At 73.1% G+C, this 23,341-nt stretch carries 22 protein-coding genes; 15 read left to right on the forward strand and 7 right to left on the reverse strand.

The genetic code is table 11. The features are described 5' to 3' along the window. Positions 1–311: 311 nt before the first annotated feature. Positions 312–3,599 carry an AfsR/SARP family transcriptional regulator gene (locus tag GPA10_RS18490; protein WP_157166453.1) on the forward strand — a complete coding sequence of 1,096 codons (3,288 nt, stop codon included), beginning with the start codon at positions 312–314 and terminating at the stop codon, positions 3,597–3,599. A 102-nt stretch (positions 3,600–3,701) separates the two neighbouring features. Here GPA10_RS18490 and GPA10_RS18495 read toward each other — a convergent pair whose 3' ends face one another. From GPA10_RS18495 to GPA10_RS18505, 3 genes are all read right to left on the reverse strand, one after another. Next, positions 3,702–4,205, reverse strand: coding sequence for a beta-class carbonic anhydrase (locus tag GPA10_RS18495; RefSeq protein WP_157166454.1), 504 nt, complete (start codon positions 4,203–4,205; stop codon positions 3,702–3,704). 192 nt (positions 4,206–4,397) lie between these two features. Then, positions 4,398–6,104, reverse strand: coding sequence for a bifunctional 3'-5' exonuclease/DNA polymerase (locus GPA10_RS18500; RefSeq protein ID WP_157166455.1), 1,707 nt, complete (start codon positions 6,102–6,104; stop codon positions 4,398–4,400). A 258-nt stretch (positions 6,105–6,362) separates the two neighbouring features. Next, positions 6,363–8,648 carry an ABC transporter permease gene (locus tag GPA10_RS18505; protein WP_157166456.1) on the reverse strand — a complete coding sequence of 762 codons (2,286 nt, stop codon included), beginning with the start codon at positions 8,646–8,648 and terminating at the stop codon, positions 6,363–6,365. 85 nt (positions 8,649–8,733) lie between these two features. Between GPA10_RS18505 and GPA10_RS18510 the strand changes: the two genes are divergently transcribed. From GPA10_RS18510 to GPA10_RS18520, 3 genes are read left to right on the forward strand one after another with little or no spacing between them, the layout of a single operon-like run. Next, positions 8,734–9,906, forward strand: coding sequence for a DUF2786 domain-containing protein (locus GPA10_RS18510; RefSeq protein ID WP_157166457.1), 1,173 nt, complete (start codon positions 8,734–8,736; stop codon positions 9,904–9,906). A 6-nt stretch (positions 9,907–9,912) separates the two neighbouring features. Further along, positions 9,913–10,323, forward strand: a complete 411-nt coding sequence (locus GPA10_RS18515; protein ID WP_157166458.1) for a MerR family transcriptional regulator — start codon at positions 9,913–9,915, stop codon at positions 10,321–10,323. Between the two features lie 47 nt (positions 10,324–10,370). Next, positions 10,371–12,518: an FUSC family protein gene (locus tag GPA10_RS18520; protein ID WP_157166459.1), complete on the forward strand. Its 2,148-nt coding sequence runs from the start codon at positions 10,371–10,373 to the stop codon at positions 12,516–12,518. 84 nt (positions 12,519–12,602) lie between these two features. On the opposite strand, the gene GPA10_RS18525 is transcribed toward GPA10_RS18520, so the two are convergent. From GPA10_RS18525 to rpmB, 3 genes are all read right to left on the reverse strand, one after another. Beyond that, positions 12,603–13,109: a hypothetical protein gene (locus GPA10_RS18525; RefSeq protein WP_157166460.1), complete on the reverse strand. Its 507-nt coding sequence runs from the start codon at positions 13,107–13,109 to the stop codon at positions 12,603–12,605. Positions 13,110–13,175: 66 nt separating this feature from the next. Next, positions 13,176–13,481, reverse strand: a complete 306-nt coding sequence (gene rpsN / locus GPA10_RS18530; RefSeq protein ID WP_157166461.1) for a 30S ribosomal protein S14 — start codon at positions 13,479–13,481, stop codon at positions 13,176–13,178. Then, positions 13,481–13,717, reverse strand: coding sequence for a 50S ribosomal protein L28 (gene rpmB / locus GPA10_RS18535; protein ID WP_157166462.1), 237 nt, complete (start codon positions 13,715–13,717; stop codon positions 13,481–13,483). Before rpmB ends, rpsN begins: the two co-directional genes overlap by 1 nt. Positions 13,718–13,788: 71 nt before the next feature. Here rpmB and rpmG point away from each other — a divergent pair, with 71 nt between their 5' ends. From rpmG to GPA10_RS18560, 5 genes are all read left to right on the forward strand, one after another. Beyond that, positions 13,789–13,953 carry a 50S ribosomal protein L33 gene (gene rpmG, locus GPA10_RS18540; RefSeq protein WP_058850277.1) on the forward strand — a complete coding sequence of 55 codons (165 nt, stop codon included), beginning with the start codon at positions 13,789–13,791 and terminating at the stop codon, positions 13,951–13,953. Between the two features lie 5 nt (positions 13,954–13,958). Further along, a complete protein-coding gene (locus GPA10_RS18545; RefSeq protein WP_157166463.1) occupies positions 13,959–14,207 on the forward strand; it encodes a type B 50S ribosomal protein L31 in 249 nt (82 codons plus the stop codon). Beyond that, positions 14,207–15,376, forward strand: a complete 1,170-nt coding sequence (locus tag GPA10_RS18550) for a CobW family GTP-binding protein (RefSeq protein WP_157166464.1) — start codon at positions 14,207–14,209, stop codon at positions 15,374–15,376. Before GPA10_RS18545 ends, GPA10_RS18550 begins: the two co-directional genes overlap by 1 nt. Before the next feature lie 2 nt (positions 15,377–15,378). Then, complete coding sequence (gene rpsR, locus GPA10_RS18555) at positions 15,379–15,618, forward strand: 30S ribosomal protein S18 (RefSeq protein WP_157166465.1); 240 nt, start codon at positions 15,379–15,381, stop codon at positions 15,616–15,618. Between the two features lie 308 nt (positions 15,619–15,926). Next, positions 15,927–16,166 carry a DUF397 domain-containing protein gene (locus GPA10_RS18560; RefSeq protein ID WP_058850281.1) on the forward strand — a complete coding sequence of 80 codons (240 nt, stop codon included), beginning with the start codon at positions 15,927–15,929 and terminating at the stop codon, positions 16,164–16,166. A 127-nt stretch (positions 16,167–16,293) separates the two neighbouring features. Here GPA10_RS18560 and GPA10_RS18565 read toward each other — a convergent pair whose 3' ends face one another. Continuing rightward, on the reverse strand, positions 16,294–16,803 hold the full coding sequence (locus GPA10_RS18565) for an ATP-binding protein (RefSeq protein WP_079086707.1): 510 nt from the start codon (positions 16,801–16,803) through the stop codon (positions 16,294–16,296). A gap of 316 nt (positions 16,804–17,119) precedes the next feature. On the opposite strand from GPA10_RS18565, the gene GPA10_RS18570 reads away from it, so the two are divergent. From GPA10_RS18570 to GPA10_RS18595, 6 genes are all read left to right on the forward strand, one after another. Continuing rightward, entirely contained in the window at positions 17,120–18,031 is a 912-nt protein-coding gene (locus GPA10_RS18570; protein WP_343041080.1) for a helix-turn-helix domain-containing protein, read from the forward strand. Between the two features lie 60 nt (positions 18,032–18,091). Further along, a complete protein-coding gene (locus tag GPA10_RS18575; RefSeq protein WP_157166466.1) occupies positions 18,092–19,549 on the forward strand; it encodes an aldehyde dehydrogenase family protein in 1,458 nt (485 codons plus the stop codon). A gap of 162 nt (positions 19,550–19,711) precedes the next feature. Beyond that, a complete protein-coding gene (locus tag GPA10_RS18580; protein ID WP_157166467.1) occupies positions 19,712–20,260 on the forward strand; it encodes a DinB family protein in 549 nt (182 codons plus the stop codon). Positions 20,261–20,373: 113 nt separating this feature from the next. Beyond that, on the forward strand, positions 20,374–21,018 hold the full coding sequence (locus GPA10_RS18585) for a PadR family transcriptional regulator (RefSeq protein WP_058850286.1): 645 nt from the start codon (positions 20,374–20,376) through the stop codon (positions 21,016–21,018). Between the two features lie 115 nt (positions 21,019–21,133). Then, positions 21,134–22,108 (forward strand): ATP-binding cassette domain-containing protein, encoded by a 975-nt coding sequence (locus GPA10_RS18590; protein ID WP_157166468.1) that lies wholly within the window; start codon positions 21,134–21,136, stop codon positions 22,106–22,108. Between the two features lie 95 nt (positions 22,109–22,203). Next, positions 22,204–23,037 carry an ABC transporter permease gene (locus GPA10_RS18595; RefSeq protein ID WP_425505769.1) on the forward strand — a complete coding sequence of 278 codons (834 nt, stop codon included), beginning with the start codon at positions 22,204–22,206 and terminating at the stop codon, positions 23,035–23,037. Positions 23,038–23,341: the final 304 nt, after the last annotated feature.

Consider the following 23,341-nt stretch of genomic DNA (forward strand, 5'->3'; position numbering starts at 1 on the left):
GCCGGTGCGCGTCCGCCGCGCGGGGGCGGGTAATCCAGCCCGTCCGGCGTTCGAGGACGAGCGCGCAGCGCGAAAGAGCCTGGGCCCCGCACGGGATCAAACCGCACAAGGCCCAGGGGCCAGACCAGGTCCACGCAGGTGACACTCCCCCGAGCCACGCGTATGAACGCGAGCACCGGCGGGACCGGGTCCGATGTTGTGATCACATCAGGCCACGCCAACAGATGGCTAACATGTGGCCAACGCTCCCTCCGGCCCGCGCGCATGGCCGGAACCGAGCGGTCCGGGTGCGAAGGGGGAGTGGGGCGCGCATGACGGACGAGCTCCGCTTCGGGCTCCTCGGCGTGCCCGCGCTGTACGGGCCCGACGGCGAGCCGCACCCCGTACGCAGCCCCAAGGGCCGGGCCCTGCTCACCGCGCTGCTCCTGGAGCCCGGCCGTGTGGTCTCCGCGGACGCCCTGAAGGAGGCGCTGTGGACGGAAGGCCCGCCCGCGTCCGCGCACGCCTCCCTCCAGAACCACGTCACCCGGCTGCGCCGCCTGCTCGACGACCCCGGCAGGCTGCGCGCCGTGCCGCCCGGCTACCGGCTGCGGGTGGACGAAGGCGAGCTGGACGTACGCGTCTTCGAGCGCCGCTGCGCGCAGGCGCGGGCCGCGCACGCCGAGCGGGACTGGACCACCGTGGAGCGGGCGGCCGGTGCGGCCCTCGCGCTGTGGCGCGGCACCCCGCTGTCCGGCCTGCCGGCAGCGGCCGGGCACGCCCTCGTGCAACGCCTGGAAGAGGCGCGGCTGCTGCTCCTGGAGTGCCGTTTCGACGCGCTCCTCGCGGCGGCGGTGGACCCCCGGGGGGCCTCCGCCGTCGAGCTGGGCGCGCTCACGCCGGAGCTGACCTCCCTGGTGGCCGAGCATCCGCTGCGCGAGAACTTCCACCGCCAGCTGATGCTCGTACTGCACCGCACCGGCCGCCAGGCGGAGGCCCTCGCCGTGCACCGGGCCCTGCGCCGCCACCTCGTCGAGGAACTCGGCGTGGAGCCGGGCGGGGCGGTGCGGGAGGCGCACGAGGAGGTGCTCCGCACCGGGGCAGGGGCGGGTGAGGGCGGGTCGCCCGCACCGCCGGACGAGCACGGGGCCGACGGCGGCGCACCCCCCGCCCCGGCCCCGGGACCGCCCCCGGCCGTGGACGACACCGGCCCGCCCGCCTCCGCACCGGACAAAGCCCCACCCCGGATACCTGTGGACCCGCCCCCTGCGGGCGCCGCCTCTGCGGATGCCGCCCGTGCGGATGCCGCCCGTGCGGATGTCGCCCGTGCGGGTGCTGCCCCTGCGGGCGCCGCCTCTGCGGATGCCGCCCCCGTACCCCCGCTGCCCGCAGGCCCTCCAATACCCGTAGGCCCCCTGAGCCCCCTGAGCCCCCAGAACCCCACCCCTCCCCCGCGCACCCCCCGCCCAGCCCAACTCCCGCCCAAACCCCTGCACTTCACCGGCCGCACGGACGAGACCCGGCGGCTTCGGGAGCTGTTCGGCGAGGAGGGGGCGCGGCGCTCCGCGGCGCCGCGTGTCGCCGTGCTCGCCGGTATGGCGGGCGTCGGCAAGAGCGCGCTCGCCCTGCACGCCGCGCACGAGCTGCGGGACGTGTTCCCCGACGGGCAGCTCTACCTCAACCTGCACGGCGCCACCTCGGCGCTCACCCCCGGCCAGGCCCTCGCCGCGCTCCTGCGCGACCTCGGTGCCGGTGCGCGGCACACCCCCGACGACCCGCACGCCTCCGCCGCGCTGCTGCGCTCGCTGCTCGCCCCCACCCGCACCCTCCTGGTGCTCGACGACGCGGCCTCCGCCGCGCAGGTGCGTCCGCTGCTGCCCGGCGGTCCGGGCTGCGCCGTCATCGTGACCAGCCGCTCCCAGCTCACCGCGCTGGACGGCGCGGCCCGCTTCCCGCTGCGCCCGCTGTCCGACACGGACAGCGCCGCGCTGCTCCGCGCCGCGTCCGGGCGTACCGGCCTCGACGCGGCCCACCCGCTTGTGGCCCTCGCGGGGCGGCTCCCGCTCGCCCTGCGCATCGTCGCCGCCCGTCTCGCCGCGCGCCGCGCGCTCACCCCGGACGCCCTCGCCCACCTCCTCGCGGACCGCGGCGGACGGCTGCACCACCTGGAACACGACGACCTGAGCGTCCGCAGCTCCCTCGACGTCGCCCTCGCCTCGCTGCGCGACTCCGACCGCGCGGGCGACCGCGACGCCGCCCGCGCGCTGTGCGCCGTCGGCGCCCTCGACCTGCCGGAGTACGGCGCCCCGCTGCTCGCCCGGGTGCTGCGGCTGCCGGACCGCCGCACCCAGGCCGCCCTCGACCGCCTCGTCGACGTCGCTCTCCTCGACGAGACCGCGTACGGCCGCTACGTACCCCACGACCTGGTGCGCGCCTTCGCCCGCGAACACGCGGAGCCCTCCGCGGCCTCCGCCGACCGCTCGGCGCTGACCTGGTACGACGCGATGGCCCGCCGGACCCTCCTGGCGATCGTGCCGGACGGCAGGGACAAACAGGACCGCCTCGGGCCCGCCGCCCGGCCCGCGCCCCCGGCGGACGCCCCCGCCGAGGCCTGTGCCACCATCGGCGTCGTCACCCCCGCCTTCGCCACCGTCGAGGACGCCTTCGGCTGGGCCGACCAGGAACTGGCCAACATCGTCGTGCTCGCCGAGCGGAACCGGCACGACGCCACGGGCCTGGTGCCCGCCCTCGTCCGGCACCTGTTCCCCTACCTCCAGCGGCGCGGCCGCCTCACGGAACTGGCCCGGCTCGGGGCCGTCGCCGTGGCGGCGGCCCGGCGCGCGGGGGACCCGCGGGCGCAGGCGCAGGCCCTGACGGACCTCGCGGGGCACCGGTTCATGGCGGGCCGCGCGAGCGAGGCCCTGACCCTGAACGACGAGGCCCTCGCCCTGTGGTGGGCCCTCGACGAGGTGTCCTGCGTACGCCGCGGCCTGAACCACCGAGGTCTCCTCCTGGAGGGCCTCGGCCACCACGCCGAGTCCGCGGGCGCCCTCCACCAGGCCCTCGACCTGGCCCGCACCCTCGACGACCCGCTGAGCGAGGCCACCACCTACAGCCACCTCGGCAACCTCTACGAGCACACCGACGCCCGCACCGCCATCGCCCACCACGAACGCAGCCTCGCCATCGGCGACCGCATCGGGAACCTGATCCTCCGGCAGTCCGCGCACTGCAACATCGGCTACGCCCGCCTCACCCTCGGCGAACCCGCCGCCGCCCTCGCCCACTTCGAGAAGAGCCTGCGGCTGCACGGCGAGTACACCGACTGGCACGGCGAGTCCCAGTCCCGCCTCGGCCTGGTCAGGGCCCTGCGCGAACTGGCGCGACACGAGGAGGCCGCCCGCGAGGGCACCGTCCTCCTGGACCGCGCCGAACACCGCGGCGACACCCACATGGGCGGCCTCGCCCGCCACCAGCTCGGGCTTCTGCTGCATACGTGGGGCCGTACAGGGGAGGCGTACGCGCAGTGGGAGGCGGCGCTCGCCGCCCTGGAGTCCCTGGACGGCGTGAACGCCAAGGTCGTGGACGAGCTGAAGGGCCTGCTGGGCCCCCGGCCCTAGCCCTCCGGGCCCCCGGGCCCTAGCCCTCCGGGCCCCCGGGCCCTAGCCCTCCGGGCCCCCGGGCCCTAGCCCTCCGGGCCCCCGGACCTGGCCCTTCGCGCCTCAGGCCCCAGCCTCGGCGAGAACCTCCCGCAGCCGTCCGGTCGCCACGTCGAAGACGAAGCCGCGCACGGACTCGGTATGCGGGACGAAGGGGCTGCGCTCGATCCTGCGGACGGACTGCCGCACGTCCTCCTCCAGGTCGGGGAACGCCTCCGCCGACCACGTGGGCCGCAGCCCCGTCCCGTCCTCCAGGCGCTGCTTGAAGTCGGCGTCGGTGAACGTGAGCATCCCGCAGTCGGTGTGGTGGATGAGGATGATCTCGCGGGTGCCGAGGAGGTGCTGGCTGATCGCGAGGGAGCGGATCGCGTCGTCCGTGACGACCCCGCCCGCGTTGCGGATGACGTGCGCCTCGCCCTCGGCGACGCCGAGGACCCCGTACACGTTCAGACGGGCGTCCATGCAGGCCACCACGGCCACCTGCCGGGACGGCGGCAGTGGCAGCGGGCCCTTGAACGACTGCGCGTACTCGGCGTTGTTCCTGAGGTATTCGTCGGTCACCGACATGCCGTTCCTCGCCTTCCGAGCCTTCCGAGTCTTCCGGGCTTTCCGAGCCTTCCGAACCGCCTAGTGAACCGCTTGGCGTCAGCACCGTAGGGTCCGCGCGCGGATCCACGTAATCGAACAGTCCACATGTCCACACGCCTGCAACGCCCTGGCAACGTAGGGCCCTCGGACGGCCGCTGGACGTCGGCACGGCTACTTGGCGTCGGCGTAGCACTCCACCACGGCCACCGTGAACGGGAACCGCACCGGGGTCTCGCCGAACGCGATCCGCCCCGCGAGGTCCCCGGCCTCGCGCACCGCCGCGACGACGGCCTCCGCCTCCTCGTCGGGGCAGTGCACGATCACCTCGTCGTGCTGGAAGAAGACCAGCTCGGCACGCATCCCCGCGGTGGCCCTGCGCAGCGCGGCCAGGAGCAGCAGCGCCCAGTCGGCGGCGCTGCCCTGCACGACGAAGTTACGAGTGAAGCGGCCCCGGGCACGGGCGTCGGAGGAGGCGTACCCGGGGGTGAACTCGCCCTGGGCGGCGGACGCTTCGCCGAGGGGCGCCTCCTGGGGCAGCCCCGCTTCGCCGCCGCTGTCATCGTCGCCGCTGCCCACGGCCGGGGGACTGGTCCGCCCCAGCCACGTCCGGACGAGCCGGCCCTCTTCGCCCGCCTTCGCCGCGTCGTCCACGTACGCGACGGCGAGCGGGAAGCGGCGGCGCAGCGCCGCCAGGTTCTTCAGGCCGTCGCCGGAGGTCTGTCCGTACACCGCGCCGAGCAGCGCCAGCTTGGCGTGCTCGCGGTCACCGGCGAACGCCCGGTCGGACAGCCGCGTGTACAGGTCCTCCGAGCTGCCCGCGACGTCCATCAGGCCGCGGTCGCGGGAGATCGCGGCGAGGACGCGGGGCTCCATCTGGTCGGCGTCGGCGACGACCAGGCGCCAGCCCGGGTCGGCGACCACGGCCCGCCGGATGACCTTGGGGATCTGGAGGGCGCCGCCGCCGTTGGTGGTCCAGCGGCCGGACACGGTGCCGCCCGGGGTGTACTCGGGGCGGAAGCGGCCGTCGCGCACCCAGTCCTGGAGCCAGGACCAGCCGTGCGCGGTCCAGATGCGGTACAGCGTCTTGTACCGCAGCAGCGGCTCGACCGCCGGGTGGTCGATCTCCTCAAGCTCCCACTTGCGCGTCGACTTGAGCCGGATGCCGGCGCGCGCGAACGCCTTGACGACCTCCGCGGGCAGATCCGGGCGCACACGGTGACCGAACGCCGCGGACACCTCGTCCGCGAGCTCGGCGAGTCTGCGGGGCTCGCCGCTGCCGCCGTACCGGTCGCCGAGCAGTTCGTGCAGGACCTCCCTGTGGGTGTCGGCGCGCCACGGCAGCCCCGCCGCGTTCATCTCGGCGGCCACGAGCATGCCCGCCGACTCGGCCGCCGTGAGCAGGCGCATCCGGCCCGGGTGCGCGGTGGCGTCGTGCCGGGTGAGCTGGTCCGCGTACACCTCCAGGAGGGCCTCCAGGGGGAGGTGGGCGGACGGGGACGGCTCGAAGAGGGAGTCCTGCGCGCCCGGTTCGGCCGCGCGGGGCGGGGGGTCCTTCGGTACGGGTCTTCGGTGCAGTCTGGCCCAGGCCGCGGCGGCCGAGCGGGGTTCGCCGAGGCGGCCCTCGTGTCCGAGGAGCAGGAGCTCCGCCGTCTCCACGTCGTAGCACCGCTCCACGCGGACGCCCGCGGCGAGCAGCCTCGGATACACCGCGGCCGTCGACCGCCACACCCACCGGCCCACCTCCGGGCGCGCCCGCACCGCCGCGACCAGATCCGCCTCCCGGCGCACGTCCCCCACGGCCCGCCCGTCCTCCCCCACCGGCACGAGAGCCGCACCCCCACCCGCCTTCTCGACCACCACCCACCGCTCACCACCCATACCCCCGACGATGCCACCCCCCACTGACAACACCCCTCTCCCCGATCCTGGGGCTCCGCCCCAGACCCCGTATCGGCGCTCCGCGCCTCGTCCTCAAACGCCGGACGGGCTGGAAAACCCAGCCACCTGGGCTGGAAAACCGCGCTATCCGGGCTGGAAAACCTCGCCGCACCGGCGAAAGCCCGAGCCCGTCCGGCGTTTGAGGACGAGGCGCGGAGCGCCGACAGGGCTGGGGTCCAGGGGGCGCAGCGCCCCTGGTTACGGAGAAGGGGTGGGCCTGGGGCGCCCCGCGAGGCCCACGCCCAGCACCGCGGCGCCCACACCCACCACCCCGCACACCCCCACGCACACCCCCATCACCCCCCAGGGCACCACCACCCCCGCAGGAGCGGAAAGACGGGCCAGCCCGGCACTCAACCCCCCGAGCCCCACCCCCACCACCCCGAGCCCGAGCACCACCCCCACCCCCACGGCAAACCCGGCCTCCACCCCCACCACGACCCGGATCTGCCCGGGGGTGGCCCCCACGAGCCGCAGCGCACGCAGCTCGGCTCCCCGCACGGGCGCCGTCATGAGCTGCGTCCCGGCCAGCGAGATCGCCGTGTAGGCGAGGCAGATGCCGAGGAGCATGAGCAGCCCGAGCCGGGTCTGCCGCCGCATGCCGGGGTACTCGGCGGCCACCCACTCCCGGGCGGACCGCACCTCGCCCCCGGTGGCCTCCCGCAGCGCCGCCGCGACGGCAGCCCGATCGGCCCCGGCCCGCAGCCGTACGTCCAGGCGGTCGACGGGCGCGGCGGGCGCGTTGCGGGACGTGACGTACGCCCCGTTGTCACCGGTACCCCGCGCGAGCACCGCGACGATCCGCAGCCGCGCCCGCCGCCCGTCACCGAGCCGGACGTCCACCCGCTCACCGACGCGGTGCCGCTCCCACTCCTCGTTGACGACGAGGGAACGGTCGTCGAGGCGGCGCACGTCACCGGCGACGACGGGCAGCCGCGTCAGCGCGGCGAACGCCCGCGGGTCGGCCACCGCACGGGCCTCGGACCGTACGAGCGCGGTGCCGCCGTCCTCGCGTACGTAGACGGCGGTGGCCGCGGACGCGGTGACCACGGCCCCGGGGACACCGCCCGCGGGGACCGGCCGCAGCCGGTCACCGGTGACGACGAGATCCGCGGCGGTACGGGCCCGCGCCTCCTCGGCCTTGGCCCGCCCCACCGTCGCGGCGGACCCGAGCAGACACCCCGCCAGAGCCACGGTGACGAGCACCGGCGCGGCCACGGCACCGGTGCGCCGCACGGCCCCGGTCATGTTGGTCCGAGCCACCCGGACGAGGGCGCGCCATCCCCCGCGGGAAGCGGATCGACCACCCCGGGGGGCGGTGCCCCCGCAGGCCAGGGCGACCCGGTCCACGTACCGCACCACCACGGGCACGAGCGCCGCCGCCGCACCGGCGAGCACCATCCCCTCGACCACGTAGAACTTCCGTTTCATCAGCTCGGCGGGCGCGGCCCAGAGCGTCCACAGCAGCCACGCGCCCCCGCCGAGGAGCAGCCCGGCCCCCACCACCCGCCGGGCGAGCGGCATGACCCCCACGTCGAGCGAGGCCTCCCGCAGGGCCTCCACGGGACTGACGCGCCCGGCCCGGCGCGCCGCGGCCCACGCGCCGCCGACCGCCACCACGAGCCCGGACCAGAAGGCGACCTGGTACGGCCACCAGAACCACAGGGAGCCCGAGAACCCCTCGGCGACCGTGAACCACGGCGGCGCCACCCCCGCGTCCACGAGCGTCCGGGCGAGCACGGGCGCGGCCCACGCCCCGCCCGCACACCCCGTCGCCGACGCCACCGCGCCCACGGCCAGCGCCTCCCCGAGCAGCCACCGCCGCACCTGCCCCCGGCTCGCCCCGGCGGCCCGCAGCAGTCCGAACTCGCGCCGCCGCAGAGCCACCACGAACGCGAACGTGGACGCGGTCACGAAGGCGGCCACGAACGCGGCGACCGCGCCCGCCGTGCCGAGGAACGCGTTCACCGCCACCAGGGCTCGGGCGTCCCGCTCGGTGGCGGGGTCGACGAGGCGCCGGTCGGCGCCGGTCAGGATCCGCGCGCCGGTGCCGGACGCGGCGACGGCGGCCCGCACGGCCCGCACGGGAGCGTCCACACCCACCGCGTCCACGCCCGCAGAGCCCGCGGGTATGCCGCCTGTATTGCCCGTACTGCCCGTACTGCCCGTACTGCCCGTACTGCCCGTAGTGACTCGCCCAAGACGCCGAAGCTCGCGCAGCAGTTCGTTGTCCACAGGGTGTGGATGGGCGAGCTTCTCGGTCGCCCGCCCCGTCCCCGGCCCCCGCCGGACCGGCACCGTCAGCGTGTCCTGCCCCGCGACCACCACCGGCGAATCCGCGAACCGCACCGGCGCGCGCACCGGCGGATCCAGGCTCGCCGCCAGTCCCACCCCCATGGCGGCCACCAGGGTCACCCCGAGGGCGACGGCGACGAAGGCGCCGAGGAATCCGGCCCACCGGGCCCGTAGCGACGAAAGAACCATGCCCCCGAGCCAACCGCCCCGGGCCCTCGCGCTCACGACCACTGGCGGGCCGGTCGGGGGTAGGGCCAGGCCTACCCTTAGGGGTATGGAATCGGTGATCGACAGGGCGTTCGCGGCGGCGCTGTACGGGCCGGAGGCGGACGCTGGACCCGCGGGCGGGGCCACGCACGGCCTCGACACCGGCGCGTCCCTGCTGGCGGCCGACCCCACGGCGGACGCGGAACTGGCGAGGCGGGGCGAGGAGTTGGCGCGGCGGGCCTGGGAGCGCGGCTGGCAGCCCGCCGACGTCCTGCGCCTGGTGCGCCGCGACCTGGACGAGCCCCACGTACGCCTGGCCGCCTCCCTGATCCGCTCCGAGACCCGGGCGTACGTCCCTGAGGCGCTGCCCGCGCGCTGGCGGGCGCAGCTCGCCGACCTGGCCGCCCACGAGCCCTGGCGCGCGCCCGACCGCTTCGCCCACGCCACCGCCGTGCTCGCCCTCTACCGCCTGCTGCTGCGGCTGCCCCGAATAGAGGCCGTGGGCCCGGTCCCCGGCACCCCGGTGCACGCGCCCCCGCCGCGCCCCGGCGACGAACCGCGCGCCCTCACCCGTATCCGCGCCCTGCTCGCCAAGGCCGAGGCGACCGGGTACCCGCAGGAGGCGGAGGCGCTCACCGCCAAGGCGCAGGAGCTGATGGCCCGGTACAGCGTCGACGAGGCCGTGCTCGCCGCCCGCACGCACGCCGCCGACGTGCCCGGGGCCTGCCGCATCGGCGTGGACGCCCCGTACGAGACGGCCAAGGCGATCCTTCTGGACGCGGTCGCCGGCGCGAACCGCTGCCGCGCGGTGTGGAACGAGGCGTACTCCTTCTCCACGGTCGTCGGCTTCGACCCCGACCTGGAAGTGGTGGACCTCCTCTACACCTCCCTGCTCGTGCAGGGCACGGCGGCGATGACCAAGGCGGAGCAGGGCCAGCGTGCGGGCGGGCGCAAGCGTACGAAGACGTTCCGGCAGGCCTTCCTGATGGCGTACGCGCAGCGGATGGGCGCCCGCCTGGAGGCCGCCGCGGCCCCCGTGACCCGCTCCGGCACCGGCACCGACAGCCTGCTCCCGGTGCTCGCCGCCCGCGACGTCGCCGTCACCGACCGGACGGAGCGGATGTTCCCCGAGACGTCCACGACCCGGGTACGCGGGGTGCGGGACGGCGAGGGCTGGGAGCAGGGCGCGGCGGCCGCGGACCGTGCCCAGATGGCGCACCGCGCACCCGTGGAGGGCTGAGGGCCGATGCGCATCGGGGAACTCTCGGAACGCACCGGCACGTCCCGCAGGCTGCTGCGCTACTACGAGGAGCAGGGCCTGATCGTCGCCGACAGGGCCGCCAACGGCTACCGGGACTACGACGAGTTCTCCGTGGACCGCGTCGTGCAGATCCGCGGCCTCCTGGACGCGGGCCTGCCGACGAGGATCATCAAGCAGATACTCCCGTGCCTGGACAAGCCCCGCGCCATCCACTTCCCCGACGCCACCCCGGAGATGCTGGCGACGCTGGAGCGGGAGCTGGACCGCATGACGCACCGCGCCGAGTGCCTGCTGCGCAACAGGGACGCGATCGCCGAGTACTTGGATGCGGTACGGGTTACCCGGGACGTGGGAGGTCGGGGAGGCCGGAGAGGCCAGGGTCAAGGGATCGAGTGACCAAAGCAGCGCACCGATCCACCCCATATGCCCCGTACTATCACTGAATGACCTGGTGGCGAGCCCTGAAGCAGACGGGACGTTCGGGTCTGGCCGTGGAACGGCGGCGGCTCGAACCCCTGGTGGCGCTGCGCGGCGCGGTGGGTCTGGCGATCGTGATCGGGCTGAGCCTGACGCTGTTCGGCCCGGCGGTCGCGGCGAGCTCGGCGTTCGGCGCGTTCCAGGCGGCCATCGCCACGTTCCAGCGGAGCTGGCGCCCGCGCCCCGAGCTGGCCCTGGCCTCCGGCACCAGCCTGGCCGTCTCCACGTTCCTCGGCTACGTGACCGGCAGCCACCTCCTCCTCTTCCTGGCCCTGCTGGCCCTGTGGACCTTCCTGGCGGGCCTGAGCTGGGCGGCGGGGCCGACGATCGGCCTGATCGCCACCTCCAACGTGGCGATCATGCTGGTCACGATCACCCTGCCGACGTCCGTCGCCGCCGCGGCCGGGCACGCGGCGATGATGGTCGTGGGAGGCGCCGTGCAGGCCGTCCTGGTGATCGTCTTCCCGGTACGCCGCTGGGGCGCCCACCGCGACGCCCTCGCCGACGCGCTGGCCGCCGAGGCGGACTACGCGCGCAGGCTGCGCCACGACCCGGTGGCGCCCTTCGACCCGGTCCCGCTGATGACGGCACGCGCCGCCGCCCACATCACCCCGCGCCAGGCCCGCAAACGCCCCGCCGAACTCCACGGCGCCCGCGGCGTCGCCGAACGCATCCGCCCGGTCCTCGCCTCCCTGGCGGACCCGGCCCTGGGGGTCCCCGCGGACGGCCCGGAACGCGACCGGGTCCGGGAACTCCTGAGTGCCGCGGGCATCATCCTCGACGCGGCGGCCCGCGCCATCCGCCACGGCGACCCGGTGGACCTCACCCCGTCGGCGATCGCGGCCTTCCGCACCCCGGACACCGGAGCGGTCCTCTCGGGCCCGCCCCAGCGGGCCGCCCGCCGCCTCGGCACGCTCCTGCGGGACGTGGTGGAGGTGGCGGGCGGAACCTCGGACACGGACGACGACAGCGAGCCGGCCACGAACACCAACCTCGTCAGGCCCGGCCTCACGGCCCTGGTCCCGGCGGCCCTGAAGGCCATGCGCCAGGAGCTGAGGCAGCGGCACACGGCGGTGACCCGGCACGCCCTGCGCGTGACCACGGTGGCGGTCGCGGGCTACGTCCTCGGCACGTATCTGCCCCTCGGCCACCCCTACTGGGCGCCGATGGCCTCGGTCATGGTGATGCGCCCGGACTTCTCCCAGACCTACACCCGCGCGGTGGGCCGCTTCGCCGGAACCCTGGTGGGAGTGACCCTCGCCACCGCCCTGGTCCAGCTCACGCACCCGGGCACCCATCTGTCCGGCGCACTCGCGGTGACGTCGGCGGGCCTGATGTACCTCCTGATGCGCACGGGCCAGATCGCCGCCCAGGCCTGCGTCGCCGCGTATGTGGTCTTCCTCCTCGGCATGGGCGGCGAGCAGTGGACGCAGACGGTCCCCGAACGCGTCGTCCTGACCCTCATCGGCGGACTCCTCGCCATGGCGGCGTACGCCTCGTACCCGGCGTGGGAGACCCCGCGCCTGCGCACCCGCCTCGCGGACTGGCTGACGGCGGACGGCAAGTACGCGGCGGCGGTCGCCGCGCACTACGCGGATCCGGCGGGCGCGTCCTGCCCCGACGTCCGCGGGACCCTCCTCGCGGCCCGCGACGCCCGCGCCGCCTGGCAGGAGGCCCTGGAGCGGGCCGAGCACGAACCCGTGCGCCACCGCGGTCTCTCGCGCGCGGCGGCAGCGGAGGCCGAGGACGCCCTGGCCCAGTTCGGCCGCGTCGCCATGCTCCTGGAGGCACACCTGCCCGACCGCGACACACCGCCCGTTCCCGCCGCCGAGCACCTCGCCGAGGCCCTGCGCACGACCACCGAGCAGGGCGCGAAGGCCGTACGGGACCGCCGGGTCCCGCACTGGGACGAGATCCGCGAGGTCCTCGACGACTGGGAGCCCGAGGACGCCCCCGAGCGCGTGGTGCGCCGCGGCGGCACCCTCCTGCGCAAGGCCCTGGACGACCTCTCCGAGGCCCTGGACACGTCACCGCCACCGATGCTGGTGGACGGCGCCGACAGCCACGTACGCAAGGAGAACCGCGCCCGAGGGACAGGGACCCAGGGCACATGAGTCGGTCCGGGGCACATGAGTCGGTCCAGGGGACATCAACCCGCAGCGCATGAGCCCAGTGCGCATGCGCCGAGGGGAGGGTCCTCAGGACCGGGGCAGCCCGGCGGTGGCGAGTCCCTCAGGCAGCTTTCCGCCCTCCGTCTTCAGGAACTCGTCCTTCCCGAAGCCCTGCCAGGCGACCTTCAGCGTCTTGTCGTCGACGGACTCGACCCGCCCCTGCGAGCGGTCCATGTCCCCGTCGGCGCACTTCAGCTCGATCGTCCGCGAGCCCGCCTTCTCACCGGCGGAGCCGTTGCACACGTGCTCGCCGACCAGCGTCGCGCGCTTGCCGCTGACGACGAGCGCGACGGGCTTGCCGCCGGTGGTGGCGACCCAGCTGCCCTCCAGGCTGCCACCACCCGCACCACTGGAACCGTCCGCACCGTCGGAGTCGCCGGAACCGGAACCCCCGGGCGTCCTGGACGCACTGTCCGAGCCCTTGTCGGCCTTGTCCTCGCCGCCGGCACTGTCACTGTCACCGTCACTGCTGCAACCGGTGAGAACGAGGCCGACGGCCACCGAGGCGCAGATGGCCATGGAACGGACACGCATACGCACTGAAGTCCCCCTGTGTGGAGCGCTGTGCCGGGCCCGGGGCCCGCTGAATCGCGCGCCAAGCTACCAGGAGGATTTGCGCACGCCGGGCAGGAAACCGGCGTGCGCGAGCTCGCGCAGTCGCACCCGGGAGAGCCCGAAGGCCCCCACGTAGCCGCGCGGCCGCCCGTCGACGCTGTCGCGGTTGCGGACCCGCGTGGCGCTGGCGTCCCGAGGCTGACGAGCCAACTCCTTCCGGGCGGCGATCCGTTCGGCCTCCGGCGTCGAGGCTCGCCGGAGGACTGCCGTCAACTCGGCCCGCCGGGCCGCGTACCGGGCGACGGCAAGACGCCGCTGCTCGTTCTTCGCGATCTTGCTCTTCTTCGCCATCAGACCTTCACCCCGCGCGCACGGATCCTGGCCACGGCGGCCTCGATCCCGATGCGGTCCACGGTCTTGACGGCCCTGGCGCTCAGCCGCAGCCGGACGTGGCGGCCCTCGCTGGGCAGCCAGTACCGCTTGCGCTGGACGTTCGGGTCGAAGCGGCGCGAAGTGCGCCGGTGCGAATGGGAGATCTGCTGGCCGAACCCCGGTTCGGCGCCGGTGAGCCGGCAGTGGGCGGACATGGTGACGCACCTCTCGGTCGGATTCGCTCCCGCTCATTTGAAAACGGGATTCATTTTCATACACTACTCGTATGGCCCGCAACGAACTCCGCCCGATCATCAAGCTCCGGTCCACAGCCGGAACCGGCTACACGTACGTGACCCGAAAGAACCGCAGGAACAACCCCGACCGCCTGACGCTGCGCAAGTTCGACCCGAAGGCGGGCAGGCACGTCGACTTCCGAGAGGAGCGCTGAACCTCATGCGATCCGGTATCCACCCGCCGTACGGCCCGGTCGTCTTCCGCGACAAGGCCGCGGACTTCGCCTTCCTCACGCGCTCGACCGCGACGAGCGAGAAGACGGTCCTCTGGGAGGACGGCAACACCTATCCGGTCATCGACGTCGAGGTCTCGTCCGCGAGCCACCCCTTCTACACGGGGCAGCAGCGCGTACTCGACACGGCCGGCCGCGTGGAGCGCTTCGAGCGACGCTACGGCGGAGCCCGCTGATGGACGTGGCGATCGTGGCCGGGCTGCACGCGGAGGCCAGGGCGCGAGCGGTCGCCCGGCTCCTCGCCACGGTGCCCGGCAGCGTGGCACTGCACCACGACCTGTCGAGCGCGGCACGCGGCACGGTCGCGCGGACGGTGCGCGACGCCGGCGGCCTGCTCTCCACGGGCGAGGCGCCGCTGGTCAACGACTGCGCGTGCTGTGCGCTGCGGGAGGACCTGGTGCCCGAGCTCGAGCGCCTGGCCGAAGGCGGGCGCACCCGCCTCGCGGTGGTCGAGCTGTGGGACTCCGTCGAGCCCAAGGCGATGGCGGAGGTCATCACGGGCCACGGCTCGCAGGCGCTGCGCCTGACGGGCGTGATCACGGCGGTGGACCCGGCCCTGCTCCTGGCCTACCTGGCGAACGGCGACGACCTGGTGGACGCGGGGCTAGCCGCGGCGGCCTCCGACCAGCGCACGGTCGCGGACACATGGGCGCGCCAGCTGGAGTACGCGCCGGTCCTCGCGCTGCTGGACGACGCCGACGGCAGCGGTATCGACGCCGTCGTCGGCATCGACACCGCTGCCGACGCCGAGGACCGGGCGATGCTGCGGCAACTCCACCCGACGGCCCGCCAGGTCCCGATCGGTCACGGCGACCTGGCGGGCGCGGCCCTCGCGGGCTTCGACGTGGAGGCGGCGGCCGCGGCCCAGCACCCCGCGTGCGCGCTGCTGCCCGCGGAGGCTGAGGAGAGCGGGGTCGCCACCTTCGTCTGGCACCGCGAGCGGCCCTTCCACCCGGGGCGGCTCTTCGCCGCGCTTGAGGACCTGACCTGCGCCGCGGCCCGCAGCCGGGGCCGCTTCTGGCTCGCCGACCGCCCCGACACGCTGCTCGCGTGGGACGCGGCGGGCGGCGCGCTGTGCGTGGAGAACGCCGGGCCGTGGCTGGTGTCCCTGCCGGACGCCGCGTGGGAGATGGTGCCGCCGGTACGGCGGGCCGCCGCCGCCCTCGACTGGCACCCCGAGCACGGGGACTGCTGCCAGCACCTGGTGTTCACCTCGCCCGGCCTGGACCGGGACGGCATCGCCGAGGTCCTGGAGTCGTGCCTCCTGACGGACGAGGAGTACACCGCGGGCCGCGCCGCCTGGAAGACCCTGCCCCCCGCCTTCGACGCCCTCCTGGAGGTCTGACGATGTCCCCGCGCCGCCCCGATCGGGCCAAACCTCTCACGTCCCGGCCAAATCCTCTGGACGCGGCAGGAATCACGTACATCGACTACAAGGACACCGACCTGCTCCGGAAGTTCCTCTCGGACCGCGGCAAGATCCGCAGCCGCAGGGTCACGCGGGTGACGGTGCGGCAGCAAAGGCAGCTCGCCGAGGCGATCAAGAACGCCCGCGAGATGGCGCTGCTGCCACAGGCGTCCCGCTGAGTCACGCGCGGCATACGCCGCGCAACGCCGCCGCGCGGCGGACCCTCCCCGTCCGCCGCGCGGCGGCGTTCGTTTTCCGTCTTCGACTCGTCTTCAGCTCGTCTTCGGCCGAAAAGAGCAGCCGGAACCGCGCACTTTGCGTCTGTCATAGAGACGGGACGGTGTTCGTTCCGGTCATCCCGGGTCTGTAACCAGTTCACCACGCCGCGTGCACGTGCATCTGCCCATGCATCGGCACATGAACACAGCTATGATCCGGGACAGTTGACAGCTACAACAACAGCCACGGCACCACCGGGGAGCGACCTGTGCACCACGTGTTCAACGGCATGGCGGCCACGGAGCTTCACGGGGTGGTCTGGCGCAAGAGCAGGCACAGCAATTCGCAGGGTGCCTGCGTGGAGTTCGCGAAACTGCCGGGCGGCGACGTGGCCGTCCGCAACTCGCGCTTCCCGGAGGGGCCCGCGCTCGTCTACACGCGGGCCGAGATCGAGGCCATGCTCCTCGGCATGAAGGACGGCGAGTTCGACGACCTCATAGGCGGCTGACCGCCCGGCCCCGACGGAGTCGCGGGCTCGGGCGGACGGAAGGCCGCAGCCGGGCGGGAACCCGGGCGGTCGGCCTCGCCGGTAGAGGTCTCAGGCCGACCGGAAGCGTTTCTACGCCAGAGCGTTGCTAGGCCAGTTGGAAGAGCGCCCACACCACTTTGCCGTTCAGCGCGCCGGCCAGCGGGTGCCAGCCCCAGCCGTCGCTGAACGAGTCCACCAGGAAGAGGCCGCGGCCCGACTCCGCGGAGAAGTCCTCCTCCGCCTCCTCGCGCGCCACCGGACTGTCGTCGCTGGGGTCCCGTACCGCACACACCAGACGCGAGGTCCAGCGCATCATGTGCAGACGCACGGGCGCGTCCTCCGTGGTGCCGACGGGACACGCGGCGCGCGGAGTGTCCGCGGGCAGCGCGTGCCGCAGAGCGTTGGTGACGAGTTCGGAGACGACGAGCGCGATGTCGTCGAACCGCTCCTCCAGCTCCCAGGACACCAGTGTCCTGCGAGTGAACTGGCGGGCGCTGCCCACGGCTTCGTAGCGTGCGGGAAGTGCGCAGGAGGCGGCGCTGGAGACCGCGGAGGGGTCGAGCGGAGGAAGGCCCTGCCGTAACGGCTCGAGCATGGTCGATCCATTCGTCCCCATGCGAGGCACTCCCCGGTTTTCGCGGTTCGCGGTACAAAGCGATCGAGCGGTGGCGCGGTCGGTACAGCCGGGCGGCACAGCGATGGCGCAGCAGTGACGCGCGGACCATGCTTCCGAATGCGTACAGCAGATGCAAGGGCAGATGCACGTGCACGCGCCGGACTCGACCGTTCCTGGGATGTTTCTTGCCTATTTCTTCCGGCGACTTCTTGCGGAGACCTTCCGGAGCCTTTCCCTTTCCGTAACCGAACGAGCACGGCCCGGAGCGTTTAATGGCAGACTTCGGGGTCTCACACCTTGGGGAGGACTGAGCGAAGTGACCGCTGGGGAGTCGAGCGGCTCGGTGGTACGGCGCATTCTGCTGGGGTCGCAACTGAGGCGCCTGAGGGAGTCGCGGGGCATCACCCGTGAAGCGGCCGGATACTCGATCCGCGCCTCAGAATCGAAGATCAGCCGCATGGAGTTGGGACGGGTGAGCTTCAAGTCGAGGGACGTCGAGGACCTCCTCACGCTCTATGGCGTCATGGACGAGTCGGAGCGCAGCGCTCTCCTCTCCCTCGCCAAGGAGGCCAACCTGACCGGCTGGTGGCACAGTTACTCGGACGTGCTGCCCGGCTGGTTCCAGACATATATCGGTCTCGAAGGCGCTGCCTCCCTGATCCGTGTCTATGAGGTCCAGTTCATCAACGGTCTGTTGCAGACGGAGGCCTACGCCCACGCCGTCGTCGAGCGCGGCATGAAGGCCGCCGCAGGCAAGACGGCCGGCGGCCGCAAGTCCGGTCGCGGCAGCGGGGTCAACCAGGCCGACGTGGACCGCCGGGTGGCGCTGCGTCTGGAGCGCCAGAAGCTGCTCGTGTCCGAGCGGGCACCGAAGTTCGCCTGTGTCCTCGACGAGGCGGCCCTGCGCCGCCCGTACGGCGACCGTGAGGTGATGCGCGGCCAGATCCAGCACCTGATCGACATCTCCGAGCGCCCGAATGTGACGTTGCAGGTCATGCCGTTCACCTTCGGTGGTCACGCGGGCGAGTCCGGTGCCTTCACGATGTTGAGCTTCCCTGAGTCCGACCTGTCGGACGTCGTGTATCTGGAGCAGCTCACGGGCGCGCTGTACCTGGACAAGAACGAAGAAGTCGACCAGTACGAACGGGCGATGGCCGAGTTGCAGCAGGACTGTCCTGATCCGGCCGACAGCCGTGACCTTCTCCGTGGTCTACTCCAACTGACCTGAATCGTCAGTAGGATGACGTGAAATCAGGTGTCTGCACTCTGCGGCAAGGGGTCTCACGTCATGTCCTTCTTCACCGATCTGGCTCACCAGTACATCGACGGTGAGTGGAAGGCCGGCTCCGGTTCCTGGGACATCATCGACTTCAATCCCTACGACGGGGAGAAGCTGGCGTCCATCACGGTCGCCACGGCGAACGAGGTCGACCAGGCCTACCGCGCGGCGCAGCGCGCCCAGGAGAGCTGGGGCGCCACGAACCCCTACACCCGGCGCACCGTCTTCGAACGCGTCCTGCGGATCATCGAGGACCGCGAGGCGGAGATCACCGAGGCGATCGTCGCGGAGCTCGGCGGCACCCTGGTCAAGGCCGGCTTCGAGCTGCATCTGGCCAGGGAGTTCCTCCGTGAGGCGATACACCTGGCGCTCGCCCCGCAGGGCCACATACTCCCCTCGCCCGACGACACCAAGGAGAACCGCCTCTACCGCGTCCCGGTGGGCGTCGTCGGTGTCATCAGCCCCTTCAACTTCCCCTTCCTGCTCTCGCTGAAGTCGGTGGCCCCGGCCATCGCCCTCGGCAACGCGGTCGTCCTGAAGCCGCACCAGAACGCCCCGGTCCTCGGCGGCAGCCTGATCGCGAAGATCTTCGAGGACGCGGGCCTGCCGCCGGGCGTCCTGAACGTCGTCATCACGGACATCGCCGAGATCGGCGACGCGCTCATCGAGCACCCCGTGCCGGGCGTCATCTCCTTCACGGGCTCGGACGCCGTCGGCCGCCACGTCGCCACGGTCTGCGCCCAGAACTTCAAGCGCTGCGTCCTCGAACTCGGTGGCAACAGCGCCCTGATCGTCCTCGACGACGCCGACGTGGACTACGCGGTCGACGCGGCCGTCTTCAGCCGCTTCGTGCACCAGGGCCAGGTCTGCATGGCCGCGAACCGCATCCTCGTGGACCGTGCCGTCCTCGCCGAGTTCACGGAGAAGTTCGTCGCCAAGGTCAAGACCCTGAACGTCGGCGACCCGGCGTCCCCTGAGACGCACATCGGCCCGCTCATCAACTCCTCGCAGGCCGACGGCGTGACCTCGCTGGTCGCGCAGGCCGTCCAGGGCGGTGCCACGGCCCTGCTGCACGGCCGCACCGAGGGCAACCTCGTCGCGCCCTCCATCCTCACCGACCTGCCCGACGACGCTCCGGTCCTGCGCCAGGAGGTGTTCGGCCCGGTCGCGCTCATCCTGCCCTTCGACGGCGAGGACGAGGCCGTAAAGATCGCCAACGACACTCCGTACGGACTGAGCGGCGCCGTCCACACCGGAGACGTCGAGCGCGGGGTGCGGCTCGGCAAGCGCATCAACAGCGGCATGATCCACATCAACGACGGCACCGTCCACGACGAGCCGATCGTGCCCTTCGGGGGTGAGAAGCACTCCGGCGTCGGGCGCCTGAACGGCGAGGCGACGGTGGAGGCGTTCACCACCCACAAGTGGATCTCGGTCCAGCACGGCCGCTCGCGCTTCCCTTTCTGACCTGATCCTTCCTTCTCGCGGACTTTCGCGGGCTCTCGCGGACTTTCGGGGGCTCTCCGGCTCTCGCGGACCCTTGAGGACAGACCCTGTCCGCAAGGGTCCGTAGCGTTTGTGGTGTCGGAGAGGCCGACGGCCCGAACCGGGCGCAGAAAGGCGGACACCATGGTCACTCACGTCAACGCGGAAGCTCACGGCGACGAGCGCGGCGCACTGATCGCCTTCGTGGACGCCCAGCGCGGCGGCCTGCGCCGCGCCGTGCTCGGCCTGAGCGACGAGCAGGCGTCCGCCCGCCCGAGCGCCAGCGAGCTGACCCTCGGCGGTCTGGTCAAGCACGTCGCGGAGACCGAGCTGAACTGGCTGCGCATGGCCCAGCAGAAGCCGAACGAGCGGCAGCGGACCCAGGAGACCTGGGGCGACAGCTTCCGGCTCGTCGAGGACGAGACGCTCGCCGGCGCCCTCGCGTTCTGGGAGGAGGTCGCCGCGGAGACCGAGGAGTTCATCCGCGCGGTGCCGAGCCTAGACGACACCTTCCCGCTGCCCGAGGCGCCCTGGTTCCCCAGCGACGGCGCCGTGTCGATGCGGTGGCTGATGCTGCACCTGATCGAGGAGATCGGCCGGCACGCCGGGCACGCCGACATCATCAGGGAGTCCCTCGACGGCAAGACGGCCTTCGAGCTGGTGGCGCTGGCGTCGGGGGAATCGTGGGGATGAGCGTGTCGCGGGGGCGAGCATGGCGCGGGGGCGAGCATCAGGCCCCGTATCCTAGTCAAAGTTGATGAATGAGATCGGCTGAGGCGACAACAAGCGACTGAAGGGTGCGGTGGATGTCAGCGATCCGGCTGCTGGTGCTCGGGGCCGTCCGTCAGCACGGGCGGGCGCACGGCTATCAGGTGCGCAACGACCTGGAGTACTGGGGCGCCCACGAGTGGTCCAACGCCAAGCCGGGCTCGATCTACCACGCGCTCAAGCAGATGGCGAAGCAGGGCTTGCTGCACGAGCACGAGACCGCGCCGTCCACGGCGGGCGGCCCGCCGCGCACCGAGTACGAGATCACGGAGAAGGGCTCCGAGGAGTTCCTCGCCCTTCTCCGTGAGGCGCTGACGTCCACGTACAACCAGAAGCCCGACATGCTCTCGGCCGCGGTGGGCTTCATGGTCGACCTGCCGCGCGAGGAGGCCGTGGCCCTGCTCAAGCAGCGGATCCAGAACATCGAGGACTGGCGGACCTCCGTCACCGAGTACTACACGCCCGAGGACGGCCCCGAACAGCTCGGCCACATCGGCGAGATCATGAACCTGTGGCTGCACTCGGCGGACGCGGGCGCGGCGTGGACCCGCGGCCTGGTCGAGCGCGTCGAGGGCGGCGCGTACACCTTCGCCGGTGAGGGGGAGCCGTTCGTGGCGGTGCTCGCGGAGGGCGAGGAGAACCCGTACGCGACGGGGGAGCGGCACGCGGGCGACGACGCCTGAGGCGGACCAGTAATCAAGTTTGACGAGCCTGCGGCGCGGGCAGTACCTTCATCTCGCTGCTCTGCTAGTCAATCTTGACTAATGACCTTGACCAATGGCATTCGGAGGGAGACGGATGACGGACGCGATCATCGTCGAGGGCGTACGGAAGCGGTATGGGGAGAAGCGGGCCCTGGACGGGCTCGACCTGGTGGCCGCGGCGGGCACGGTGCACGCGGTGCTCGGGCCGAACGGGGCGGGCAAGACCACCGCGGTACGCATCATGGCCACGCTGCTCCGCGCGGACGAGGGCCGCGTGGAGATCGCGGGCTGCGACGCGCGGCGGCAGGCGGGCGAGGTCCGCCGCCGGATCGGCCTCCTCGGCCAGCACGCCGCGGTGGACGAGGAGCTGAGCGGCCGGCAGAACCTGGAGATGTTCGGGCGCCTGCACCACCTGGGCGCCCGCCGCGCGGGCACCAGGGCCGACGAGCTCCTGACCCGCTTCGGCCTCGCGGACACCGGCCGCAAGGCCGTCAAGCAGTACAGCGGCGGCATGCGGCGCCGCCTGGACCTCGCGGCATCGCTGATCACGGAGCCGCGGGTGCTGTTCCTCGACGAACCGACGACCGGCCTCGACCCGCGTGGCAGGGCCGAGGTGTGGGAGTCGGTGCGCTCCCTGGTCGGCGGCGGCACGACGGTGCTCCTGACCACGCAGTACCTGGAGGAGGCCGACCAGCTCGCCGACCGCGTGTCCCTGGTCGACCGCGGCCGGGTCATCGCCGAGGGCACCACGGACGACCTGAAGGCCCGGCTCGGCGGCGACCGCATCGACGTGGTGGTGCGGGACGGGGCCCAGCTGGTGCGGGCGGGACGCCTCCTTCCGGGCGCCGGGGGCACCGCGGACGAGGTGACGGTCGACGCGGACCGGCGGCTCGCCAGCGCGCCGGTCGCCGACCGCATGGAGGCGCTGACCCGCGTGGTGCGCGCGCTCCAGGAGGAGGGCATCGAAGCGGAGGACATCGCGGTGCGCAGGCCCACGCTCGACGAGGTGTTCCTGCGCCTCACGGGCCGCACGGAGGACGACCGGGACCGCGTGAAGGAGGGGGTGTGAGCATGGTGAGTCCGACGAGTCCGACGAGTCCGACGAGTCCGGCTAGCACGGCGAGTACGGCGAGTACGGCGAGTACGGCGAGTACGGCTAGCACGGTGAGTACGGCGACGGGCGGGACCCCTGTGGGTCCCGGGCAGGGCCGGTCGCGGACCGCCCTGGCCCTCACCGACTGCTGGACGATGACCCGGCGCGAACTCGCCCACTGGGCGCGCCAACCCGTCCAGGTCCTGGTAGGGCTCGCCTTCCCCGTGATGCTGATGCTGATGTTCAACTACCTGATCGGCGGCGGCAAGGGCATCACCGGCGACTACGCCGAGTTCCTGGTGCCCGGCATGTTCGCGCTGACCATGGTGTTCGGCCTCGACGCGACGATGGTCGCGGTCACCACCGACCTCAACAAGGGAGTGGTGGACCGCTTCCGGTCCATGCCGATGGCCAACGGTGCCGTCCTGGTGGGCCGTTCCGCCGCCGACATGCTCCAGTCCTTCGTCTCCCTGATCGTCATGATGGGTGTGGGGCTCGCCATCGGGTGGCGCTGGCACGGGTCCCTCGCCGAGGTGGCCGGCGCGGTCGGGCTGCTCATGCTGCTGCGGTTCGCGATGCTCTGGCTCGGCATCCACCTCGCGATGATCGCGGGCAAGCCGGAGCTGGTGACCGCCGTGCAGATCCTCGTCTGGCCGGTCGGTTTCCTGTCCAACGCGTTCACCGTCCCCGAGAACATGCCGGGGTGGCTCGGTGCCGCCGTCGAGTGGAATCCGATGTCCGCGGCGGCCACCGCGGTGCGGGAGCTCTTCGGCAACGATCCCGGGGTGGTCGGGACGTCCTGGGCCGCCGAACACGCGGCGCTGCTCGCCGTTCTGTGGCCGGTGGTGCTCGTGGGGGTGTTCCTGCCGTTGGCTGTGCGGAGGTTCGGGGGGTTGAGCAGGTAGGCGGTGGGCGGTAGGCGGTTGCGGGGCGCTCCCCGGTCCCGCCCTCCCCGGTCCTGGGGCTCCGCCCCAGACCCTGCTCCTCAAACGCCGGAGGGGCTGAGATTCTCGCCGGTGCGGCAGAGTCATTGCGCGCGCGGCGAAGTATTCAGCCCGTCCGGCGTTTGAGGACGAGGCGCGGAGCGCCGACAGGGCTGGGGTCCAGGGGGCGCAGCGCCCCTGCCCGCGGCGGAGCCGCTGAACGGCACAGCGGGAGAGGGGCGGGCCTGGGGCGCCCCGCGAGGGCCCCGGGCCCACCGCCTAGTGC

The sequence above is a fragment of the Streptomyces typhae genome (genome assembly GCF_009755605.1).
Taxonomy (GTDB): domain Bacteria; phylum Actinomycetota; class Actinomycetes; order Streptomycetales; family Streptomycetaceae; genus Streptomyces; species Streptomyces typhae.